The organism is Paenibacillus solisilvae (assembly GCF_042656405.1).
In the GTDB taxonomy this organism is placed as follows: domain Bacteria; phylum Bacillota; class Bacilli; order Paenibacillales; family Paenibacillaceae; genus Paenibacillus_Z; species Paenibacillus_Z solisilvae.
Genome location: NZ_JBHSOW010000018.1, coordinates 92,894 through 114,057 on the forward strand (window position 1 = coordinate 92,894; position 21,164 = coordinate 114,057).

The following is a 21,164-nucleotide window of genomic DNA, read 5'->3' on the forward strand; positions in this document are numbered from 1 at the left end:
ATGGCACGGGTTCAGCTTCGGCATGTTGCGCAGGCGCGTTCCGGCGATAAGGGAAATACGATCAATATTGCCGTTTTTGCGGCAAGCGAGGCCATATTTGAGGTGCTGGTCAGAGAAGTCAGCGCGGAGAGGGTCAAGGCGCATTTTGCCGGATTGGTGCATGGGGAAGTGACCCGTTATGTAGTGCCGAACCTTAAAGCAATGAATTTTGTGTGTAAGGAGGCTCTAAACGGGGGAGGCTCCGCGACCATGAGAATGGATAATCTCGGCAAATGCTATGCGTCCAATTTAATGCGGTTGGAAATCGAAATCGGGGATACGGATCATCTCTCCAAGTCATAAATAGAGAGGTTGACGGGCGATGAATTTCGAATTAACGGCAGAGCAATCGATGATCAGAGAATTAATCCATGACTTCGCAGAAGCAGAGGTTGCCCCGGGTGCGCTGGAGAGGGACCGGACAGGCGCATTTCCGATTGAAATCTTTGAGAAGCTGGCAAAACTCGGGTTAATGGGGCTTCCTTTCCCTGAACAGTATGGGGGTGCCGGAGCAGATACGGTAAGCTTCGCTGTTGTCGTGGAAGAGCTGAGCCGGGTTTGTGCCTCCACTGGAATCACCTACTCCGCTCATATCTCCTTAGGGGGAGCGCCTCTGGCTCTATTTGGAACCGAGGAGCAGAAGGCCAGGTATCTGACGCCGCTGTGTAAAGGCGAATATTTGGGCGCTTTCGGGCTGACTGAACCGAATGCCGGATCTGACGCGGGAGGAACCCGGACAACAGCTGTCCTGGACGGGGATAACTGGGTGATCAACGGCTCCAAATGTTTTATTACCAATGCGGGTTATTCACGCAACCTCGCCCTGACGGCTTTAACGGACCGTTCCAGAGGAACGAGCGGTATTAGCGCTTTTATCGTGCCTACGGACGCTCCAGGTTTTACGGTGCTGAATCATTACGAGAAAATGGGGCTGCACGCCTCCAATACAACGGAGCTTGTCCTGGATCAAGTGGCCGTACCCGGAGAAAATCTGCTGGGCATCGAAGGCAATGGCTTCAAACAGTTTCTGGCCGTCCTGGATGGCGGAAGAATAGGAATCGGGGCCATGGCGGTGGGCATTGCCCAAGGCGCCTTCGAGAAATCGCTCCGCTACGCCAAACAGCGGAAACAATTCGGGAGTGCCCTTGCTGCCTTTCAGGCGATCCAGTTCAAACTGGCGGATATGGCGATGAACATTGAGGTTGCCCGCAACATGGTATATAAGGCAGCCTGGCTGAAGGATCAAGGGAAGACGTTTAAGAAAGAGGCTGCGATGGCCAAATTGTTTGCTTCGGAGATGTGTATGAAGGTTTGCGATCAGGCTGTCCAGATTCATGGCGGCTATGGCTACATGAGAGAGTATGAGGTGGAGCGCGCCTTCCGTGATGCGAAGCTGCTTGAAATCGGTGAAGGAACCTCGGAGGTTCAGCGGATGGTAATTGCCGCTCAAATCGGATGTTAAGCCTGTCAGAGGGGAGTTCGTAGAAGATGGAGAGTGGACCCGATTCGGGGAAAGACATGCTGCAGGAGCAGATCGAACAGATCAAACAGGGAGGCGCCTCCAAATATCATGAGAAAAATGCGGAGCAGGGAAAGCGGTTCGTCCGCGACCGGCTGAAGCTATTGCTAGATCCGGATTTCGAGCTCGAGGATGCCTTATTTGCAAGCTGTATGGAACAGGGTCTGCCTGCCGATGGAGTCGTAACGGCCATTGGCAAGATTCACGGACAGACGGTGTGCGTGATTGCAAACGATTCGACAGTCAAAGCCGGTTCATGGGGAGCCAGAACGGTTGAGAAGATGATCCGGATGCAGGAAACCGCGGATAAATTACGGGTGCCGCTGCTGTATCTCGTCGATTCGTCGGGGGCGCGGATTACGGATCAGGTTGAGATGTACCCCGGTCGCCGCGGCGCAGGGAGAATCTTTTACAATCAGGTGAAGCTATCGGGGAAAATCCCGCAGATCTGCATCTTGTTCGGCCCGTCTGCAGCAGGGGGAGCCTATATTCCCGCGTTTTGCGATATGGTGATCATGGTCGAGGGAAATGCATCGATGTATCTCGGCTCTCCGCGCATCGTGGAAATCGTTACCGGGGAGAAGGCAAGCCTGGAACAGCTTGGCGGTGCCAAAATGCACTGCTCCGTGTCCGGCTGCGGGGATGTCTTGGCCCGCAGCGAAGAAGAAGCGATTGAGCTTGCCCGAAAGTATCTGGCTTATTTCCCCCCTAATTTCACGGAAAAACCTCCTGCCCGGCAGCCGCAGCCGCCTGCAGATTCGGACAAAACGCTCAATGACATTATCCCTGACAATCAGTACACGCCCTTTGATATGTATGACTTCATTGACCGGATTATCGACGAAAACTCCTTTTTTGAAATCAAGAAGCTGTTCGCCAAGGAACTCATTACCGGATTAGCGCGATTGGCCGGGAAACCGGTGGGGATCATCGCCAATCAACCGCGGGTGAAGGGCGGAATATTGTTCCACGACTCTGCCGATAAGGCTGCTAAATTTATCTGTTTATGCGATGCCTTTCATATTCCGCTCTTATTTCTCGCTGATGTTCCGGGCTTTATGGTGGGCACGGCGGTTGAGCAGGCGGGAATTATCCGGCATGGCGCGAAAATGATTGCTGCGGTATCCGAAGCAACGGTGCCCAAAATTTCCGTTATTGTCCGCAAAGCTTACGGAGCGGGCTTATATGCCATGGCCGGACCTGCGTTCGAACCCGACTGCTGCCTGGCTTTGCCTTCCGCCCAAATTGCCGTGATGGGGGCTGAAGCGGCGGTTAACGCCGTGTACGCGAATAAAATTGCCGAGCTGCCGGAATCGGAAAGAGCCGGATTCATCGCCGGCAAGCGGGAAGAATACCGCAAAGATATCGACCTGTATCAGCTGGCCTCCGATATGGTCATCGACGGGATTATTCCCGCCCAATCCCTGCGAAGGGAATTGATCAAACGCTTTGAGGTTTATGCCTCGAAAAGCGCCTTGTTCGCAGAGCGAAAGCATCCGGTTTATCCGGTTTAAGGGGCGGTGGTAAGCAGGATGAATAAGCCGGTGCTGTTGGAACAGCAGGGACATATCGGTTATATCCGGCTCAATCGCCCGAAGGATTTGAATGCGATTAATGATTCCATGCTGGCTCTGCTTGGAGAGATTCTCGAGACGATTGAACGCCATCCGCGCGATATCCGTGTCGTGATCATAGAGGGTGAGGGCCGGGCATTCTGCGCAGGCGCGGATTTAAAGGAGCGCAGATTGCTGGTCGAATCGCAAATACGCGGAAGCGTAATGAAGATCAGAGAGGTGCTGAACGCGCTTGAACGGCTGCCGCAGCCTACGATTGCAGCGATAAACGGCTATGCATTCGGAGGAGGCTTGGAGCTTGCATTAGCCTGTGACTTCCGTTATTCGATCCGTGCGGCGAAGATGGGGCTGACGGAGGTCAGTCTGGGTATCATACCCGGCGCAGGAGGAACGCAGCGGCTGCCGCGTCTTATCGGAGCAGCCAAAGCGAAGGAGCTTATTCTGACTGCACGGAAAATTACGACGGAGCAGGCGTATGCGCTGGGGCTGTTAAACGGGGTTGCCGAGGACCTCCAGCAGCTTAAGGAGATCAGCGAAAGGCTGGCCGCGGAGATCCTTGTCAATGCACCCTTGGCGGTCTATCAAGCCAAGTATGCGATTGACAAAGGTTTGAATTCCGATCTGCAAACGGGAATGGATGTGGAATTCAAAGCCTATGAAGCCATTATTCCGACAAAGGACCGGCTGGAGGCGCTCGAAGCGTTCCGAGACAAACGCACGCCTCGTTTTAACGGAGAATAGGCGAAAAATGAGGGTCTAAGGCACTGAGGCTGCCGAGATGCATTCATTTGGGTATAATAGGCAGCCGCATACAGACCGATCTGTACACGGCTGCCTTATTAGCTCTCCTCTCTCCTCTTCCTCTTCATAATGCTATCGAAAGAAGGAGTGCTGTCATATGAAAGCGGATGCTGTGTTTGAAGGCGGGGGCGTTAGGGGGATCGCATTTATTGGCGCTATTCAGGTGCTTGAGGACAGCGGATACCAGTGGCAGCGTTTGGCTGGAACGTCCGCCGGTTCCGTCGTGGCTGCGCTTCTGGCCTGCGGATATAGCGCCGGGGAATTAATGGAGATCATGAGTACGCTCGATTACTCCCGGTTGCTCGGCAAAACATGGATACATGATTTGCCCCTTGTCGGTAAAGCGCTTCCGCTTCTATTCCGGTCAGGAATCTATTTAAACACACCGCTCGAAGACAAGCTAACGTACTGGCTGGGGCAAAAAGGGGTATCCACCTTCGGCGATCTGCCGGAGGGAAAGCTGAAAATTATTGCTTCCGATATCAGCAGCGGAAGGATGCTGGTCCTGCCGGACGACCTGTCGCGCTACCGGATTTCTCCTTCTCAGTTTCCGATTGCCGCCGCAGTCAGGATGAGCACCACGCTTCCCTACTTCTTTCAGCCGTACCGGCTCAAGACGAGGATCAGCAGAGAGCCGTATTATATCCTGGATGGGGGGCTGCTCAGCAATTATCCAATCTGGATCTTTGATGTAGAAGGGATTCCGCGGTGGCCCACGTTCGGATTCCGGTTATTAGGCGAACCTACGGAAGCCCCTTTTCATGACATTCATGGTCCTTTCTCCATGTTCCGCGCCATGTTCCAGACGATGCTTAAAGCCCATGACCAACGGCATGTGGACAAACATGCCAGGATACGGACGGTATTTATCCCAACAGGCCAGGTAACGGCCACTCAGTTTGATCTGAGCGGGGAAGACAGAGATTTTCTGGTTCAATCCGGACAGGAAACAGCCCGTAAATTTCTGGAAGGCTGGGATCATGCGAAATACGTGAAGGAATTTCGAAGCTGACATGGACAAGAAACTTGAGATCATTACTCCAGCCCTGTCAGCCCAATGCCCGGCTTTGCAGCCATCATACCTTGCACACGCCTTTACAAAAACTACTTCCTCATTTAACGGATAAACAATATTTGGCCTATACCCTAAGAAGGGAAGGCAAATTTGTATGAACAAAGGAGGAGAACAAGGATGAGGTTAGTTCTGATGGGGGATTTGCATTATCACGAAATCGATAAGTCGATTCCGGGATTGCTTGAGGCTCGGACTGCTTTCTATCACACCTTGCTTGGACATTTTCTGGATACGGATGCCGATTTGCATATATCGCTTGGAGACCTGACGAATTTCGGATCATCTGTGGAGCTGCAGGAGGTATACGGGCTGTTGCGGCGTAAGGATCGAAATTTTATCCATGTGCTGGGCAACCATGATCTCTATGCGCAGACGAGAAGGGAAGTGCTGGAGATTACGGGCCAGCAGCGCTATCACAGCATTGACACCGATACTGCGATGCTGGTGTTTCTGGACACGGCCAAAGAAATGGATTTGGAGGACTGGGGCGGCTGGATTGACGATGAACAGCTAGAGTGGCTGGAAGAAATGGTTGAAGCCTCCGGGGCGAAGCCGCTCCTTGTCTTCGGCCATCATCCCGTCTATAACACGACAGTAAGATCGGAGAGGGAGAAAGCCTCCATCCATCCGGGCATTGACATGCGGCGCATTTTGAACCGTAAGAAAGGGGTCGGCATCTATTTCAATGGCCACACGCATGTGGATTCGATTGCAGCGCAGAACAATTGGACATTTGTGCAGCTATCCGCCTGTCTGGATCAGCACGGCTTCCGGATTGTGGAATTCGCGGAAGATGAGATTCGAATCTCTGCAGTAGATATTACGGATGCAGACGTTCTGGAGCACGCCCCCTTGCTGCATCAGCATATGAAGCATTTCAGCCATAACCCGGACGCCCGGGGCAAAGACGCGGATCGCCAGCTCGTTATCCCCCTGCTGAGCGCGGTGCAGCCTGAAATAAGGTGAGGAGGCAAGCTGAGATGAAGAGCCCGCTGATGAACCATGACACCTTCTTTAAAGGTCTCGCCATGCACAGGAGGATCGCTTCCATCAAAGATCCGAGACATATCGAAGTCGCTCTGTCGCTTCGCAACCAATTAAGCGGCATCTTTCTTTTAACGGGTCACATCGGTGTCGTAAAAGGCTACGTCGATGTGTTCAAGGAGCATCAGCTGCCGGTCTTCCTGCACCTCGAGAAGATTGGCGGGCTCAGCACGGACTTCTATGGTCTCGAATATTTGGCGAAAGCCATCAAGCCGTCCGGCATTATTTCGACGAAAACCAATGTGGTGAAAACCGCGAAGAAAACAGGTCTGATCACCATTCAGCGCTTCTTCCTCGTCGACACCGAAGGGCTGGACAATATCGCCAAGAGTCTCTGCCAGATCGAGCCTGACATTATCGAAGTGATGCCTGCCCGAATTCCCGACATGATCGGCAGGGTGAAGTCATTCACCTCTATCCCTATTATTACCGGCGGCTTATTGGTTGAGCAAAGTCATGCGCAGGAATGCTTGAGTCATGGGGCGACGGCCATCTCGTCATCGAGGCCCGAGCTGTGGACAGGCCTGGATCCCTCTGCCAGGCAAGAAGGAAGTCAGGCTTATCATATAAGTCTCAAGGCTCCAGGATGAGTTTATATATTCTACATAATCGGATAACACAGCGTTAATAGTCGCCTTGTATCATTCATGTTGACAAGTAAATAGCAATCGGTTGGAGTAATGGAGAAACCTTATCCGCTGCGGACGTCAATGTCCCTGGCTGGATTAAGGTTTCTTTTTTGCTGCCTGCCTAATTTAAAAAGAAAAGGTGGAGGATTGAACAATGGTCAAGAAGCTTACTGCACTTTCGCTTGCAATGGTTATGCCGGTGGTACTGGCGGCTTGCGGATCTGGATCTGACAGCACAAATGACAGCAATGGCAGCGCCAGCAGCGGGGCGAAAACGGAGAGCACGGATTCCGCAGCAGCCGCAGCAGCCGGCAAAATCACCATAAAGTACTGGTACGCGTTCGGCGAAAAGGTTGAGGAAGCGAAGCTGCACATGGTCAAGGCATTCAACGAATCGCAGGATAAAATCGAAGTCATTGCCGAGCACCAAGGCAACTATGACGATCTTCATGCCAAAGTACAGGCAGCATTCGCAGCGGGAGACGCGCCGGCTGTAACCGACCTTGAGATCGCATCCACCGGCGTATTTGCCCGCTCCGGCATGCTGCAAGAGCTGACGACTTAATTACGAATTATCCGGGGTAAGCATGGTGACCTGTGCCTGGAGCCCAAAGACACTTGTGTAATTGAAGCAGGTGTCTTTTTTGTATATCTATTCATGCCTTCCTTGAATAAACATAGAAGCACAAGCACAAAAGGGGTGATGTCTATGCGCCCGGGATACGGATTGGTCCAGCAGCAGGCTGCAAAATTAATGATGACGCCGCAGCTGCGGCAGGCGATCAAGCTCCTCCAGCTCCCGACACCGGAACTGCTGGATGCTGTCCGGCAGGAGCTCGATGAGAACCCGGTGCTGGAATTCGCCGGGAACGAATGGGGGGTGTACAGCGGATATCCCAAATATAACCTTGGAATGAGCAGAAACGGCCGGGTGTATGACCCGCTGCATCAAGCCGCATGGAATGACGTTTCCCTGGAAAGGCATCTAAAGGAGCAGCTCGGCTTCATCAAGGATATCCCGCATACGGTTCGCCGTATGATCGTGTTTATGATTGGCAATCTGGATAACAACGGCTATCTCGCAATTTCCTTGAGTGAAATTTCCGACGTGCTTCAGGCAGAGCCGGATCAAACGGAGCAGGCGCTTCGAATCCTGCAGAGCTTTGAGCCGGTTGGCGTGGGAGCGAGAAATCTGCGGGAATGCCTGCTGCTTCAGGTCCAGTCATCATCGGAAGCTTCCCCTTTAGCAGCCTTATTAGTCCAGCATCATCTTAAGGATGTGGCCGATTACCGTATTCATCGATTATCGGCGGCTCTGCAGGTGTCTTCACAAGAAATTCAGGCTGCGATCGATGTAATCAAGGGATTGAATCCGCGGCCCGGCGCAGCTTTTCACAAAGCAGAAGTCCACTATGTGATTCCGGACGTGAAGGTCGAGAAGGCGGGCGAACAGTTCGATGTATGGATGCATCATGCCGCGTCGCCCCGCCTATCCATTAATGAATACTACGAGCGCATCGTTAAGGAAAGCCGGGAACCTGACGAGGCACGAAGGTTCCTATCCAATAAACTGCATTCAGCGAGGTTCTTCATGAAGTGCCTGGAACAAAGACGTTGGACGATATTTCGTGTTGCGCAAGCGATCGTAGAGGAACAGTCCGAGTTTTTCCGGAAGGGGGCTGCCTGTCTTAAACCGATGACCTTGAAGCAAATAGCCGATAAATTGAACGTGCACGAGTCGACGGTCAGCCGGGCGACGGCCGGCAAATATGCGCAAACGCCATGGGGCGTCTTCGAGCTGAAGTACTTCTTTCCCTCCGGCCTGCAGACGGACCACGGCGATTTAACATCCCCGGAACGTGTAAAGGCGAGAATTAAGGAATGGATCCATGGGGAAAACCGTGCAAAACCTTATTCCGATCAAAGGCTGGCCGATCTGATGAGGCAGGAAGGCATTCAAATTTCCCGCCGGACCGTGACCAAGTACCGGGAGGAGATCGGCATTGCTTCTTCGGTGAGAAGGAAACGAACCTAGGTGAAGGGGGCGGTTTATCCCTTCAGCGATTTGACCCACAAATTCATATCCTCGAATTTGTCATAGATATCGCAATTTTTCGTTAATCTGCCGTAATAACGGTACCCCATCTGGAAGAAAACCGCATTCATGCCTACGGAAAGGGCTCTGGATAACGAATACGCGCAGGTGATATTCCGGCTGATTAAGTCCTCTTCCAAGGCATGCATGAGCAATCTCATATGTCCTTGATTCCGATAGGCGGGCAGTGTGGCGCAATCGGTCATTTCCGCATTGCAGTAGATCGTATTGATCTCCGCAGACGCAGCGCTGATCAGCTGAACCGGCGATTCCAGCAAATAATAGATGGTTCCCTCCCGTATGGTTTGTTCGACGTACAAGGGATCATTCATCGGCGTCGGATAGGTTTGGAAGATTTGGCCGTATAAAGCGGAGAGCTGCCCGGCATCCTCCGTACGGGCGATCCGCAGTGTACAGTTCTCCGGCTCTGCGGGACGCTCCGGCCTAAGGGGGAGAGCGAGCACCTGGTTTAATATTCGATCCTCTTCCATCCAATAATCGCTGGTCCGGCGCTCAAGATCCGTATAGATCGCCATGCAGTAAGCATCGCTTCCGCGAAAATATCCTTTATAAATCCCTTCAAGCATGCAGCCTTTGGATAAAAAGGCCTGCCAATCATTCTCGCGCGATTTAATGAATATCTTGGTTAGAGCATGGGTTTGGGCGATTTCGGCTGTCCGCTTGCAGATGGCATCGACATTTCCCTGATAGTCGTCGACCCTCAATCTTTTGTTAAAGAAATCAAGGCAGTAGGTGATCTGATAAATGCTGCTGTTCTCGGCCTGATTCACATAGTAGGGCAGATCCCCCGGCATGTTGGCTTCCCCCTTAATCAAACGCATGAAGTTTTTGCTGCAAAAAAATAAGCAGCCGCAAAATAATTGGCGGTTCACCGAGCGGCGAACGATCAAGGCAGAAGCGCAGCTGCCTTCCATCCCAAGTTGGCATCCATTTTGCATCGTAATGTAGCAGCCCAGTCAATGTTCTATACCCATATGAAGGAGGACGCAAGGATATGAATTGTATATGGTGTGAAACGGAGGATGCCCGCGAAAGCGTCAAGGATTGCTACTGGATCATGCCGGACGGCAAGCTCGCGGTGGAGATTTTGGAGGTCCCTGCGATCGAGTGCCCCAACTGCCTCACCTATGTTACCGAAGCCGTCTCCCAGCAAATTGAAGAGGCCTTATATTGGCATGATGTGTCTGCGCTTGGAACCAGATTCCGCTATGAAGAGCTGATGAAGGCTCCCCGGATCAAGAACATCTTTCTCAAATAAAAGCGGCGCTGCTGCAGATCAGTGGGGGGTGCCCTTATGAAGCGGGAGCATTTAATCAAACCGGTATTGGATCACCATTATCCCACCATTCAATATGGTAAAGGCGTTTATTTGTACGATGATCAGGGCAAAGCCTATTTGGATGCTTCGTCGGGGGCGGTGACGGCGGGAATCGGGCATGGGGTTCAGGAAATCATTGATGCGATGCTTGAGCAGGCCGGCAAGGTTTCCTTTGTTTACCGTTCCCAATTTACCAGCGAGCCGGCCGAGCGGCTGGCGAAGAAGCTGAGTGATTTGGCGCCAGGCGGCGATTACTGGTCTTTCTTCGTGAACAGCGGCTCCGAAGCAACGGAGACGGCGATGAAGATTGCCATCCAGCATTGGCAGGAGAAGGGGCGACTAGGGAAAAATAAGGTTCTCTCGCGCCGGATGAGCTATCACGGAATAACAATGGGCGCTCTCTCCATGTCAGGCCATGTACTTAGAAGAAGAAGATTTATTCCGCTGCTGGAGGATTTCCCTGTCGTCGCGCCTCCTTATTGCTACCGTTGTCCGTTGAATAAGACTTACCCGGCATGTGGGCTTGCGTGTGCGGATGATTTGGAAACCGCCATCAAGCGGATCGGGGCCGAGCATATCGCCGCATTCATTGCGGAGCCGGTCATTGGAGCTGCAGGCGGAGCTGTTGTACCGCCCGAAGGATATTTCAAGAGGATCAAGGAGATCTGTAACCGTCATGAGATCTTATTCATCGCCGATGAGGTCATGACCGGCATTGCCCGTACAGGAGCCATGTTCGCCATGCAGCATTCCGGCGTTGAACCGGATCTGATGGCTCTGGGCAAAGGAATGAGCGCCGGATATACGCCGATGGCGGCCGCACTGGTCAAAGATCACGTGATGGAGCCCATCTTGAAGGGATCCAAAAGCATCATGTCCGGCCATACGTACAGCGCAAATCCGCAGTCGGCAGCGGTTTCCCTGGCGGTTCTGGACTATATGGAGAAACATCAATTGGTCGAGGCCGCCAAGGTCAAGGGGAGCTATTTGCTGGCGCGGCTGGAACGGTTGGCTGAGCAATTCGAGCCTATCGGCGATGTTCGGGGCGCAGGCCTCCTCCTGGCTGTGGAATTTGTTTCCGATCGGATCAGCAAGCTGCCGTTCCCGGCCGGGCTCGGCCTGACCTCCCGGATCATCGACAAAGCCTTTCACAAAGGTCTTCTCGTATACCCGGCGGCAGGTGGGGTGGACGGCGCAGGGGATGCCGTCATTGTGGCTCCGCCGCTCACCATTACCGAAGCGGAAATCGACCTGCTCGTGCAGCTGCTCGAAGAAACGGTCCGGGAAGTCCTGCAGGAGATTAGCGGATTTGACAGGGGGGAGATATGATGGGCTCAGCTCTGAACATGCCTGGAAGCGGTTCAAGCAAGATAAGGACACTGGAGGAGGCGCTGCAGGTCATTACCGATGGCTGCACGCTGATGTATGGCGGGTTTGGCGGCATCGGGACGCCTCCTGCGATCATCGAAGGCATCCTGCAAATGGGGACGAAAGATCTGACCCTCATTGGGAATGATACCGGATTTCCGCAGATCGGTATCGGGCGCTTAGTTACGGCAGGCCGGGTGAAGAAGGTCATTGCCTCCCATATTGGCTCGAATCCGAATGCCGGTCAAAGGATGGAGGAGGGTTCGATGGAGGTGGTCTTTTACCCGCAGGGCACGCTGGCGGAGAAAATTCGAGCCGGCGGCGTCGGTCTTGGCGGGATTTTGGTGGATGTCGGCGTCGGCACAATCATGGAGCAGGGGAAGGAAACGGTTTCCATCGGGGAGCACACGTATTTGGTGGAGCCGGCGCTTACGGCTGACGTCGCCATTGTCCACGCGGCAAAAGCCGATCCCTTCGGGAATCTCGTATTCGATAAAAGCGGAAGAAACTTAAATCCATTGGTAGCTATGGCCGGGCAAATTACGATTGCGGAAGCCGATGAGATTGTTCCGTTAGGCGAGCTGGACCCCGAACGTATTGTAACGCCGGGCATTTTCGTGGATATGGTGATACAGGGCAAAGGGGTGAATTGGAGATGGGCGTGGGAGAGGACAACCGCGATCGAATAGCGGGGCGGGCTGCTCAGGAACTAAGGGACGGAATGGTGGTCAATCTTGGGATCGGCATCCCAACGATGGTGGCGGATTTGGTTCCCGAAGGCATCCATGTTATTTTTCATGCGGAGAATGGAATTTTGGGCGCGGGCGGGGGCCCGGCTCCTGGTGAAGAAGACGCATTTCTTTGCAATGCGGGAGGATTCCCCATTACGGTCGTAGACGGCGCCTCCTACTGCGACAGCTCCATTGCTTTTGCCATGATTCGCCGCGGATGTATTGACATCACGATACTCGGTGCGCTGGAGGTCAGCGAGCGGGGGGATTTAGCCAATTGGATCGTGCCGGGCAAGCGTGTGGCAGGCATTGGAGGGGCGATGGAGCTGGCGCAAAAGGCGAAAAAAGTCATTGTGCTGATGAATCATGTCAATCGCCAGGGAGAATCCAAGGTGAAGAAACAATGCGCCCTGCCGCTGACGGCGCGGGAATGCGTCAAGCTGATTATTACGGAAATGGCCGTGATGGAGGTAACCGATCAAGGATTGCTTTTAAAAGAAATCATGTCTCCTTATACCGTAGAGGATGTTGTGAGGCATACCGAAGCCGCCTTAATCCTCCCGAAGCATATCTCATACCTTCCATAGCCGGACATGAATGGAGACGGTTTGCGCATGCAGGCCTGAAGGAGGGAATCCCTTGGAACCTAATCCGAATACCGAACTGCAAGCGCGCATCCGGCAATGGATGCAGCTTCACCGTGAAGAAGAAATCTCTTTTCTGCAGAACATGGTGAGAATTCCGAGCACGCAGGGTAATGAGAAAGAGGCGCAGCTTCTCATTGCCGATAAATTACGCGAGATGAGGCTGGAAGTTGAGGTATGGGAGCCGGATGGGGAGGTCCTTGAGAAACACCCTTTCTTTTATTCCCCCCGCAACCGGTTTGCAGGCAGCCCCAATGTAGCCGGCGTCTTGAAGGGGGCCGGAGGGGGCCGCTCGATCATACTCAACGGACATATGGATGTCGTTCCCGAAGGGAATCTGGATCAGTGGAAGGATGCTCCCTTTAGCGGCAGCGTGGCGGACGGGAAGCTGTTCGGACGCGGGGCCACGGATATGAAAGGCGGAATCGCTTCTCTGCTGCTCGCAGTCGGGGCGATCCAGGGACTTGGAATAAGACTGAAGGGCGATGTCATTGTCCAAAGCGTCGTGGAAGAAGAAAGCGGCGGGGCGGGAACGCTGGCTGCGATTGTAAAGGGATATACCGCCGATGCGGCTCTGATTCCGGAGCCTACCAATATGCGCATCTTCCCGAAGCAGCAGGGCTCGATGTGGTTCCGGATTGAGGTCGAAGGCCGCTCGGCCCATGGCGGAACCAGGTATGAGGGGGTCAGCGCGATCGAGAAGAGCATGACCGTGGTGCAGCATATCCGGGAGCTTGAGGAGCAGCGGAATGCCGGGATCACCGATCCGCTGTACGCTCATAATCCGATTCCCATCCCGATTAATATCGGAATTATCCAGGGAGGAAGCTGGCCTTCTTCCGTACCGGATACGGTGAAGCTGGAGGGAAGAATGGGCGTTGCTCCCGAGGAAAAGCTTGAGGAAGCCAAAGCGGACATGTGCAGGTGGATGGATCAATTAAAGGACAAAGACCCTTGGTTTGAAGCGCATCCGCCAACCGTGGAATGGTTCGGCGCCAGATGGGTACCGGGAAGCGTCGATCCCGGGCATGAATTGATGCAGGTTCTCATGCAGCAATACCGGGAGGTCAGGCAGGAGGAGCCTGTTATTGAAGCCTCCCCTTGGGGGACGGACGGTGGCTTGCTCACACAGCTGGGCGAGACGCCGTGCATCGTTTTCGGCCCGGGCATTACGCAGGCCGCCCACTATCCGAACGAGCATATTGTGCTGGATCATGTGTTTGAGGCAGGGGAGATGATCGCATTGACCTTGATTCATTGGTGCGGTCTTGACGAAAGCGGAGGAGACCTGAGGATGGAGTTGAACCCGAAGAGGGCGGCAAGTATTGAGATGAAGACTGCGCTGCCGGGGCCGAATGCACAGCAGCTGCTGAAGCGGCGAATGGAGCATATCCCGAGAGGGCCCTTTAATATGGTTCCCACCTTTGCGGCCAAAGCGGAGGGAGCGCTGCTCACCGATGTCGACGGGAATACGTTTATCGATTTTGCCGGTGCGATCGGATCATTGAATGTCGGCCACTGCCCTCCTAAAGTGGTGGAGGCGCTCAAGGCTCAGCTGGACCGATACCTGCATCCCTGCTTTCATGTGGTGATGTATGAGCCTTACGTGGCATTGGCCGAGAAGCTTAACCAAATGACCCCGGGAGACCATAAGAAGAAAACCTTCTTCTTGAACAGCGGTGCGGAGGCCGTGGAGAATGCGGTGAAAATCGCGCGTAAATATACGGGCCGCAGAGCGGTTATCTCTTTCGAGCGCGGCTTTCACGGCAGAACCTATATGGCGATGTCTCTAACCAGCAAGGTGAAGCCCTATAAGAACGGCTTCGGTCCATTTGCGCCGGATACGTATAAAATGCCTTATCCTTACTATTACCGGGCGCCTCATGGCATGTCTCAGGATGAGGTGGACGATTATCACCTGCATCAATTCGAGGACTTTTTCTTGGCGGAGGTTCCTGGCGAAGAGGTCGCTGCGATCATTATGGAACCGGTTCAAGGAGAAGGCGGCTTCGTGATTCCGTCCGTCCGGTTCGTTCAAGGCGTGAAGGCATTGTGCGAGCAGTACGGGATGCTGTTTATTGCCGATGAAGTACAAACCGGGTTCGGGCGGACAGGAAAAAACTTTGCGATGGAGCACTACGGAGTCATACCGGATCTGATGACGTTGTCGAAGTCGATTGCCGCCGGTCTACCGCTCAGCGCTGTAACCGGCCGTTCGGACATTATGGATGCGCCCGGTATCGGCGAAATCGGAGGAACCTATGGGGGAAGCCCGCTCGGCTGCGTCGCTGCTCTGAAAGTAATTGAAATGCTGGAGGAAGAGCGGCTGGCTGAACGGGCGGCGGAGATCGGGGCGGCAGTCAGCGGGCGGTTCCTCCGGCTGCAGCAGGAGCTGGATCGTATTGGGGACGTCCGTACTTTGGGCGCGATGAGCGCGATTGAGCTCGTGAAGGATCCGGTAACGAAAGAACCGGATAAAGAGCTGACCGCGCGGGTACTGCAGGATGCGCATCAGCATGGTGTGATTGTGATGGGGGCGGGGATTTACAGCAACGTGATCCGCATTCTAAGTCCGCTGGTGATCACGGACGGGCAGCTTGCCGAAGGGTTAGACGTGCTGGAGCAGGCGCTCAGAAATGGCTTAAGCGATACCTGACAGAGAAAGGGGAGATGCGGCATGAAGAAGCAGCTGTTTATCGGCGGGGAGTGGGTGGAAGCGGGCGAGTACCGCCCCTTATTCTCCCCGTACAGCGGTGAACAAATTGCAGAGGTTGCGTATGCGGATGCAGCCGAAGTCGATCGTGCGATTGAGGCTGCAGAAGGGGCAAGACCTCTGATGGCCGGTATGCCGGCGCATGAACGGGCGGCGATATTAGAAAGGCTGGCGTATTTGATCCGGGATAAGGAGGAGGAATGCGCCCGTTTGATCGCACTCGAAGCCGCTAAACCGTTAAAGACGGCAAGGCTTGAGGTGGAGAGAACGATCACGACCTACAAGTTTGCTGCGGAAGAGGCGAAGCGGATTCAAGGCGAAACGATCCCGATGGATGCCGCACCGGGAGGAGAGGACCGTATCGCCTATACGATCCGCCAGCCCTTAGGGGTCGTTGCGGCCATTACTCCATTCAACTTTCCGATGAATCTGGTTGCCCACAAGGTTGGCCCTGCCCTCGCTGCAGGCAACACCATCGTGTTGAAACCGGCCGGTCAAACGCCGTTAACGGCTTTGCTGCTGGCGGAGCTGTTGCAGCAGGCGGGTCTTCCGGCGGGAGCGCTGAACGTAGTTACAGGCAGCGGAAGTGTGATTGGTGAGCGCTTAGTGACCGATGAACGGATTCAAGCCGTAACGTTCACGGGAAGCCCGGATGTCGGGATCGCGATCCGCCATAAGGCGGGCCTCAAGAAGGTGACTCTGGAACTCGGCTCCAATTCCGCTTTAATCGTGGATCAAGGGGTCGATTTGGATGCGATGATCGCAAGGGCGGTTACGGGGGCTTTTTCCTTTTCAGGGCAGGTGTGCATCTCGCTGCAGCGTATTTATGTTCATGAGCGGCTCTTCGATGAGTTTGTCCGCAAATTCGCCGAGCAGACCGGGAAGCTGAAATTAGGCGATCCTTTGGATGCTGAGACGGACCTGTCCGCATTAATCAGTCTTCGTGACGCTGAGCGTTCCTTGCAATGGATCACGGAGGCCGTAAGGCTTGGCGCCGAAGTCGCGGCGGGCAACAGGAGAGACGGCAATATCGTTCACCCTACCGTTCTGCTGCATGTGGATGCAGCAGCCAAAATCTCATGCCGGGAAGTATTTGCCCCAATCGTCATGATTAATAAGGTTTCCACGATAGAAGAAGCCATCCAGCTGGTTAATGACTCCAAATATGGACTGCAAGCGGGCATTTATACACCGGACCTCCGAACGGCGCTTGCCGCTGCAGAGGCTCTGGAGGTAGGGGGAGTCATGATTAATGATATTCCCACCTTCCGTGTGGATCACATGCCATATGGAGGCGTGAAGGAAAGCGGGACCGGGCGTGAAGGGGTAAAGTACGCGATCTTGGAGCTAACGGAGATGAAACTGATTTGTTTCAAAAAATAAGCCGGTTCATGCGAGAAAGACCTTACCCGCGCGGGTGAATCTCAGCGCTGCGGGTAAGGTCTTTTGGGTATCATGTGGCTGACCGCCGTCAATATTGTCTCCCCACCGCGCTGGGAGGCTGCGCGAGTGCAGAAAATTTAGTGTAAAGGGTGGTTTATTCTTCTGTACTTGGAGCTGGATCTGGAGCTGAAGCAGTAGCTGGAGCTGGAGCTGGATCTGAAGCCGGAGCCGGAGCTTTTTCTTTCTGCTGTGCTTTCATCAACTTGTCTTTCATTTCGTCCCTCTTTTGCCGGCGGTCCTTCAGCGACGCGTGCTCCGGTGTTTCCTGATACGTTTTTCTTCTGCCGATCCGGCGCAGGTTCTCAGGCACCAGATTGAATTTCTCATCTTTCATGAGAGCAATAATGCCTGTGCTTTCCGGCTGCTGTCCAATCCCGTAGATTTCGTTGAAATATTCGTCTGCACGGCCCGGTACATAGTTTTTCGGCTCGGGATAACCGACGATGACGCCTTCATAATTACGCAGAATCACTTTATCCTGGCTTTGCGAAATCAAGTAGTTTGGCTGAAGCGCAATTTTCCCGCCCCCTCCCGGTGCGTCGATGACGTAGGTCGGCACCGCATACCCGGAGGTATGGCCGCGCAGCGACTCGATAATTTCCAGTCCTTTGGATACGGGGGCGCGGAAATGACCGATTCCTTCGGATAAATCGCATTGATAAATATAATAAGGACGAACGCGTATTTTCACGAGATCATGCATGAGCTTTTTCATGATATAAGTGCTGTCGTTGATTCCAGCCAGAATCACGGACTGGTTGCCTAAGGGAACTCCGGCGTTTGCCAGCATTTCGCAGGACTTTTTCGCTTCGTCCGTCATTTCCAAGGGATGATTAAAATGGGTATTGAGCCAAACCGGATGATATTTCTTAATGATGCTGCACAGATGCTCCGTAATCCGCTGCGGAAAAACAACCGGGGCCCTTGTGCCGATACGGATGATCTCAACATGGGGAATTTCCCGCAAATTTTTCAGTATATATTCTAAAATGTTGTCGTTAATTAATAATCCGTCCCCTCCGGAGAGCAGAACGTCACGAACCTCAGGCGTATTGCGAATATAAGCGATCGCATCGTCCAATTGTTTCTTCGGAACCCCCATACCCACCTGACCGGAGAAACGGCGGCGCGTGCAGTATCTGCAGTACATCGAGCATTGATTGGTCACCAGAAACAGAACCCGGTCAGGGTAACGGTGAGTTAGGCCGGGCGTTGGGGAATCCTCGTCCTCGAACAAGGGATCCTCCAAATCGTATTTTGTTTTCAGCAATTCGGCGGAGATGGGAACGGACTGCATACGGATCGGGCAGCGCGGGTCATCGGGATTCATAAGGGATGCGTAGTAAGGTGTGATATTCAAAGGGATCGTCTGCGTCGAAATGCGGACACCTTCCGCTTCATCAGGGGTTAAATTCACTACTTTCTTCAAATCATCAAGGGTCCGGATGGTATGCGTCAGCTGCCAAAGCCAATCGTTCCACTGCTCATCCGTTACGTCTTTCCACAGTTCAATTTGCTTCCAATCTCGTCGTTCCATCATGCACCTCCTGTAAGGATTCCTATACACCTTATGAAGATGCAAAAAGCATGCCAACATCGCTTGGCGTGATCCCCAAAAAATAAAGAGCCCCATGACGGAGCCCAAAGGGACGAGGTTTACGGTTTTTTCGGGATGCCGTACCGGTTCAGTTTATATTGCAGGGCTTGGCGCTTGATGCCCAATGCCTGAGCGGTGAGCGTGATATTGTATTGATGGTCTTTCAGCGCATTCGCGATCGTTTCCCTTTCCATTTGTTTAACCTTGTCAGTCAGCCTCCCGGTGGATAGAGGCGCAATTGGTTCGCTCCACGGACGTGTTAAATGAGCGGGAGCTGATGGTTTGGCCTGATTCTCCATGAGAGAAACGGGAAGGTGGTGTTCGTCTATGGTTTCACATTCCAGCTCCATCATATTGTATGTGGATTCGATGGCATGGCTTAATTCGCGAATGTTGCCGGGCCAGTGGTAGCCGGTCAACCGGTTCATGGCGGCCGGGGTGATTCCTGTGATCTTCATGCTGAACATCGTATTAAATTTATCGATGAAATGCTGCGTGAGGAGCGGGATGTCTTCTTTTCTTTGCACCAGCGGAGGCAGATAAAGATTGACGACATTGAGCCGGTAGAATAGATCGCTGCGCAGAAGCCCCTTTTCCAGCGCCTCTCTCGGATCGATATTCATGGCCGTTATGATCCGAACGTCCGCTTGTTGTTCATGGGTCCCTCCGATCCGGCGAACCATGCCGTCTTGAAGAACACGCAGCAGCTTGGCCTGCAGCAGTAAATCCAGGCTGTTCAACTCATCCAAAAAAAGAGTCCCCCCATTAGCCTGTTCGAATAAGCCGGCACGGTCAATCGCACCGGTAAACGCTCCTCTTGCGGTTCCGAACATGATTCCTTCCATCAGCTCGTGGGGGACTGCAGCGCAATTTTGGGCAATAAACGGACGGCTTCTGCGGGCCCCGGCATTGTGTATGCTTTGGGCCAGCAATTCTTTTCCGGTGCCGGTAGGTCCGCATATCAGCACAGGCGAGCTTGTACGTGATGCTTTTTTGGCGAAGGAGACCGTATGAAGAAAGGGTTCGTTCTTTCCAATTAAATCACTGAAATGATAGGGGGCAGAGCTCGCTTTTTTTTTATCCTTTTGCGGAGATTCGTAGATTTGATGTCTGAGATCCAGTATCTGGTCGTGGAGATGAACAATACTGGTAATATCCTTTGCCACTTCCAAGGCACCGATGATTTCTCCGTCCTCCATAAGAGGGTAGGTGCTGTTAATCGTGGTGATCCGTCTTCCTCTGACATTCACATAGGTCTGTATTTTTTCACGGATTTCTTTACCAGTCTGCAAAACCTTAACGAACGTGCTTGTTTCATTGGTCAGGGAAGGAAAGAGGTCGAACACATTTTTCCCTAGAACCTGCTCCCGGTTAAACCCATCCGTTTCAGCCATTTTTTCATTATAAAAAACGGTAATTCCCTTCTTATCAATGAGATGAACACCTACATCGATGATATTCAGCATTTGCTCAAAATAATGGGTTCCCTCATCTTTCTGATCGGACATTAGGTTCACCCGCCTCACGAAGGATGCTTCAACTAACACCTTATGCGGCTTGGCAGAGTAAAAGAACATTCCACCCGCGGGCGGCTCATCCTGCCGGTGCTGATCATTTATGACTGAAATCTTGGTAATAATAAGAAGAGTTAGGTATACTGGAATTAAATAAACTGAATTAGGGGTGATCATCTGAGAAAGCAAAAGCCAATGCCACTTGATGAACTGCTGAAGGAATTACAAGGACAAACATCGATTCAAGAAGATCCGGATCATATTTCTTTAGACGATTTGTTTAATGAATCGTTCATGAGCAAGCATTCCAGTTTTAAGAGTTTTGGGGAGTTTCTGGAGAAGGGCAACTTTCAAGTAAAGACACGGGATGATATCCACAACATTCATGATGAGCTGTTTGATCGTCATGTTGCAAGAGAGACAGGCTTTATGAATTGGCAATCCATGCTGGATACAGCAACTGCGGAGCATGCCGGTAAATAGTGAGCATGAGCATGAGCATGAGCATGTGAAGCCATGTGAAAAGTGAAAAATGAATTTAAAAGAGGGCTGACTCAAAGGGTTAAAATTTTAACAATCACGCCTTCGCCGGTAAAAACGGCTGTACAGGTCATCGAACCTGTACAGCCGTTTTTTCGTCCGTCGTTGCCTGAAGATACTCATGTGGAACCTTAAATCCACGGCGTTGTTGACGATACGAATAAGAGGTTTTTTCAGCATATCTTCATGCAAGTAACACTGGCAGGGTAAGTTGATACATGGTTTGAGACATCCCAGCCATCATTGCTCTTCCCTTTGGCATAAAATATCTGATAACCCTTGACCTATACTGGATTTCATACAGTTAAAAAGAGTGTCATCCGATTGAGCCTGCCTCTATACTGGATTCCATACAGTTATATCGTCTCAATTGAGCCTAATGGAGCTTAATTGCAGTTAGACTATTTAGTAGACACGCCTTAATGGAAGATCTGTATACTTAAAATAAAAAGGTCGAGGTGTGGAATGGGAGAAAAACGCAAACGATACTCGCTGGAGT

Annotated in this window: 19 protein-coding genes and 1 pseudogene; 17 read left to right on the top strand and 3 right to left on the bottom strand. The window is 52.6% G+C overall.

The window, feature by feature from the left end; genetic code table 11:
• The 9 genes from ACFPYJ_RS05850 (at nt 1) to rpoN (ending at nt 8,716) form a co-directional block, all read left to right on the top strand.
• On the top strand, nt 1-342 hold the full coding sequence (locus tag ACFPYJ_RS05850) for an AtuA-related protein (protein ID WP_379187121.1): 342 nt from the start codon (nt 1-3) through the stop codon (nt 340-342).
• A 19-nt stretch (nt 343-361) separates the two neighbouring features.
• The gene (locus ACFPYJ_RS05855; protein WP_379187122.1) at nt 362-1,501 is read left to right on the top strand and encodes an acyl-CoA dehydrogenase; all 1,140 of its coding nucleotides are present in this window, start codon (nt 362-364) and stop codon (nt 1,499-1,501) included.
• 26 nt (nt 1,502-1,527) lie between these two features.
• Complete coding sequence (locus ACFPYJ_RS05860; protein ID WP_379187123.1) at nt 1,528-3,072, top strand: acyl-CoA carboxylase subunit beta; 1,545 nt, start codon at nt 1,528-1,530, stop codon at nt 3,070-3,072.
• Nucleotides 3,073-3,090: 18 nt separating this feature from the next.
• Nucleotides 3,091-3,873 (top strand): enoyl-CoA hydratase-related protein, encoded by a 783-nt coding sequence (locus ACFPYJ_RS05865; RefSeq protein WP_379187124.1) that lies wholly within the window; start codon nt 3,091-3,093, stop codon nt 3,871-3,873.
• A 157-nt stretch (nt 3,874-4,030) separates the two neighbouring features.
• Nucleotides 4,031-4,945 carry a patatin-like phospholipase family protein gene (locus ACFPYJ_RS05870; RefSeq protein ID WP_379187125.1) on the top strand — a complete coding sequence of 305 codons (915 nt, stop codon included), beginning with the start codon at nt 4,031-4,033 and terminating at the stop codon, nt 4,943-4,945.
• Nucleotides 4,946-5,125: 180 nt separating this feature from the next.
• Nucleotides 5,126-5,974, top strand: a complete 849-nt coding sequence (locus ACFPYJ_RS05875) for a metallophosphoesterase family protein (protein WP_379187126.1) — start codon at nt 5,126-5,128, stop codon at nt 5,972-5,974.
• Between the two features lie 14 nt (nt 5,975-5,988).
• Nucleotides 5,989-6,642 carry a glycerol-3-phosphate responsive antiterminator gene (locus ACFPYJ_RS05880; RefSeq protein WP_379187127.1) on the top strand — a complete coding sequence of 218 codons (654 nt, stop codon included), beginning with the start codon at nt 5,989-5,991 and terminating at the stop codon, nt 6,640-6,642.
• A gap of 193 nt (nt 6,643-6,835) precedes the next feature.
• Entirely contained in the window at nt 6,836-7,246 is a 411-nt protein-coding gene (locus ACFPYJ_RS05885; RefSeq protein ID WP_379187128.1) for an extracellular solute-binding protein, read from the top strand.
• A gap of 144 nt (nt 7,247-7,390) precedes the next feature.
• Nucleotides 7,391-8,716: an RNA polymerase factor sigma-54 gene (rpoN, locus tag ACFPYJ_RS05890; RefSeq protein WP_379187129.1), complete on the top strand. Its 1,326-nt coding sequence runs from the start codon at nt 7,391-7,393 to the stop codon at nt 8,714-8,716.
• Nucleotides 8,717-8,730: 14 nt separating this feature from the next.
• Here rpoN and ablB read toward each other — a convergent pair whose 3' ends face one another.
• Complete coding sequence (ablB, locus tag ACFPYJ_RS05895) at nt 8,731-9,591, bottom strand: putative beta-lysine N-acetyltransferase (RefSeq protein WP_379187130.1); 861 nt, start codon at nt 9,589-9,591, stop codon at nt 8,731-8,733.
• A gap of 200 nt (nt 9,592-9,791) precedes the next feature.
• Here ablB and ACFPYJ_RS05900 point away from each other — a divergent pair, with 200 nt between their 5' ends.
• The 7 genes and pseudogenes from ACFPYJ_RS05900 (at nt 9,792) to ACFPYJ_RS05930 (ending at nt 16,954) form a co-directional block, all read left to right on the top strand.
• Nucleotides 9,792-10,055: a YokU family protein gene (locus ACFPYJ_RS05900; RefSeq protein WP_379187131.1), complete on the top strand. Its 264-nt coding sequence runs from the start codon at nt 9,792-9,794 to the stop codon at nt 10,053-10,055.
• A gap of 36 nt (nt 10,056-10,091) precedes the next feature.
• Nucleotides 10,092-11,444 carry an aspartate aminotransferase family protein gene (locus tag ACFPYJ_RS05905; protein WP_379187132.1) on the top strand — a complete coding sequence of 451 codons (1,353 nt, stop codon included), beginning with the start codon at nt 10,092-10,094 and terminating at the stop codon, nt 11,442-11,444.
• A gap of 17 nt (nt 11,445-11,461) precedes the next feature.
• The gene (locus ACFPYJ_RS05910; RefSeq protein ID WP_379187141.1) at nt 11,462-12,172 is read left to right on the top strand and encodes a CoA transferase subunit A; all 711 of its coding nucleotides are present in this window, start codon (nt 11,462-11,464) and stop codon (nt 12,170-12,172) included.
• Nucleotides 12,139-12,801, top strand: coding sequence for a 3-oxoacid CoA-transferase subunit B (locus tag ACFPYJ_RS05915; RefSeq protein ID WP_379187133.1), 663 nt, complete (start codon nt 12,139-12,141; stop codon nt 12,799-12,801). The genes ACFPYJ_RS05910 and ACFPYJ_RS05915 overlap by 34 nt, the downstream gene beginning before the upstream one ends.
• A gap of 10 nt (nt 12,802-12,811) precedes the next feature.
• A pseudogene (locus tag ACFPYJ_RS05920) lies at nt 12,812-14,137 on the top strand (peptidase); the annotation flags it as partial.
• 15 nt (nt 14,138-14,152) lie between these two features.
• Complete coding sequence (gene gabT / locus ACFPYJ_RS05925) at nt 14,153-15,514, top strand: 4-aminobutyrate--2-oxoglutarate transaminase (RefSeq protein ID WP_379187142.1); 1,362 nt, start codon at nt 14,153-14,155, stop codon at nt 15,512-15,514.
• 21 nt (nt 15,515-15,535) lie between these two features.
• Nucleotides 15,536-16,954 (top strand): aldehyde dehydrogenase family protein, encoded by a 1,419-nt coding sequence (locus ACFPYJ_RS05930; protein WP_379187134.1) that lies wholly within the window; start codon nt 15,536-15,538, stop codon nt 16,952-16,954.
• 154 nt (nt 16,955-17,108) lie between these two features.
• On the opposite strand, the gene kamA is transcribed toward ACFPYJ_RS05930, so the two are convergent.
• Nucleotides 17,109-18,551 carry a lysine 2,3-aminomutase gene (gene kamA / locus ACFPYJ_RS05935; RefSeq protein ID WP_379187135.1) on the bottom strand — a complete coding sequence of 481 codons (1,443 nt, stop codon included), beginning with the start codon at nt 18,549-18,551 and terminating at the stop codon, nt 17,109-17,111.
• A gap of 119 nt (nt 18,552-18,670) precedes the next feature.
• Nucleotides 18,671-20,119: a sigma-54 interaction domain-containing protein gene (locus ACFPYJ_RS05940; protein ID WP_379187136.1), complete on the bottom strand. Its 1,449-nt coding sequence runs from the start codon at nt 20,117-20,119 to the stop codon at nt 18,671-18,673.
• Between the two features lie 201 nt (nt 20,120-20,320).
• Between ACFPYJ_RS05940 and ACFPYJ_RS05945 the strand changes: the two genes are divergently transcribed.
• Nucleotides 20,321-20,608 (top strand): hypothetical protein, encoded by a 288-nt coding sequence (locus ACFPYJ_RS05945; protein WP_379187137.1) that lies wholly within the window; start codon nt 20,321-20,323, stop codon nt 20,606-20,608.
• Nucleotides 20,609-21,164 lie beyond the last annotated feature (556 nt).

Coding starts and splice junctions, on each gene's coding strand:
- ACFPYJ_RS05850 (WP_379187121.1), top strand. CDS start 1: ATGGCACGGGTTCAGCTTCGGCATGTTGCGCAGGCGCGTTCCGGCGAT.
- ACFPYJ_RS05855 (WP_379187122.1), top strand. CDS start 362: ATGAATTTCGAATTAACGGCAGAGCAATCGATGATCAGAGAATTAATC.
- ACFPYJ_RS05860 (WP_379187123.1), top strand. CDS start 1,528: ATGGAGAGTGGACCCGATTCGGGGAAAGACATGCTGCAGGAGCAGATC.
- ACFPYJ_RS05865 (WP_379187124.1), top strand. CDS start 3,091: ATGAATAAGCCGGTGCTGTTGGAACAGCAGGGACATATCGGTTATATC.
- ACFPYJ_RS05870 (WP_379187125.1), top strand. CDS start 4,031: ATGAAAGCGGATGCTGTGTTTGAAGGCGGGGGCGTTAGGGGGATCGCA.
- ACFPYJ_RS05875 (WP_379187126.1), top strand. CDS start 5,126: ATGAGGTTAGTTCTGATGGGGGATTTGCATTATCACGAAATCGATAAG.
- ACFPYJ_RS05880 (WP_379187127.1), top strand. CDS start 5,989: ATGAAGAGCCCGCTGATGAACCATGACACCTTCTTTAAAGGTCTCGCC.
- ACFPYJ_RS05885 (WP_379187128.1), top strand. CDS start 6,836: ATGGTCAAGAAGCTTACTGCACTTTCGCTTGCAATGGTTATGCCGGTG.
- rpoN (WP_379187129.1), top strand. CDS start 7,391: ATGCGCCCGGGATACGGATTGGTCCAGCAGCAGGCTGCAAAATTAATG.
- ablB (WP_379187130.1), bottom strand. CDS start 9,591: ATGCCGGGGGATCTGCCCTACTATGTGAATCAGGCCGAGAACAGCAGC.
- ACFPYJ_RS05900 (WP_379187131.1), top strand. CDS start 9,792: ATGAATTGTATATGGTGTGAAACGGAGGATGCCCGCGAAAGCGTCAAG.
- ACFPYJ_RS05905 (WP_379187132.1), top strand. CDS start 10,092: ATGAAGCGGGAGCATTTAATCAAACCGGTATTGGATCACCATTATCCC.
- ACFPYJ_RS05910 (WP_379187141.1), top strand. CDS start 11,462: ATGCCTGGAAGCGGTTCAAGCAAGATAAGGACACTGGAGGAGGCGCTG.
- ACFPYJ_RS05915 (WP_379187133.1), top strand. CDS start 12,139: ATGGGCGTGGGAGAGGACAACCGCGATCGAATAGCGGGGCGGGCTGCT.
- gabT (WP_379187142.1), top strand. CDS start 14,153: ATGGAGTTGAACCCGAAGAGGGCGGCAAGTATTGAGATGAAGACTGCG.
- ACFPYJ_RS05930 (WP_379187134.1), top strand. CDS start 15,536: ATGAAGAAGCAGCTGTTTATCGGCGGGGAGTGGGTGGAAGCGGGCGAG.
- kamA (WP_379187135.1), bottom strand. CDS start 18,551: ATGGAACGACGAGATTGGAAGCAAATTGAACTGTGGAAAGACGTAACG.
- ACFPYJ_RS05940 (WP_379187136.1), bottom strand. CDS start 20,119: ATGTCCGATCAGAAAGATGAGGGAACCCATTATTTTGAGCAAATGCTG.
- ACFPYJ_RS05945 (WP_379187137.1), top strand. CDS start 20,321: ATGCCACTTGATGAACTGCTGAAGGAATTACAAGGACAAACATCGATT.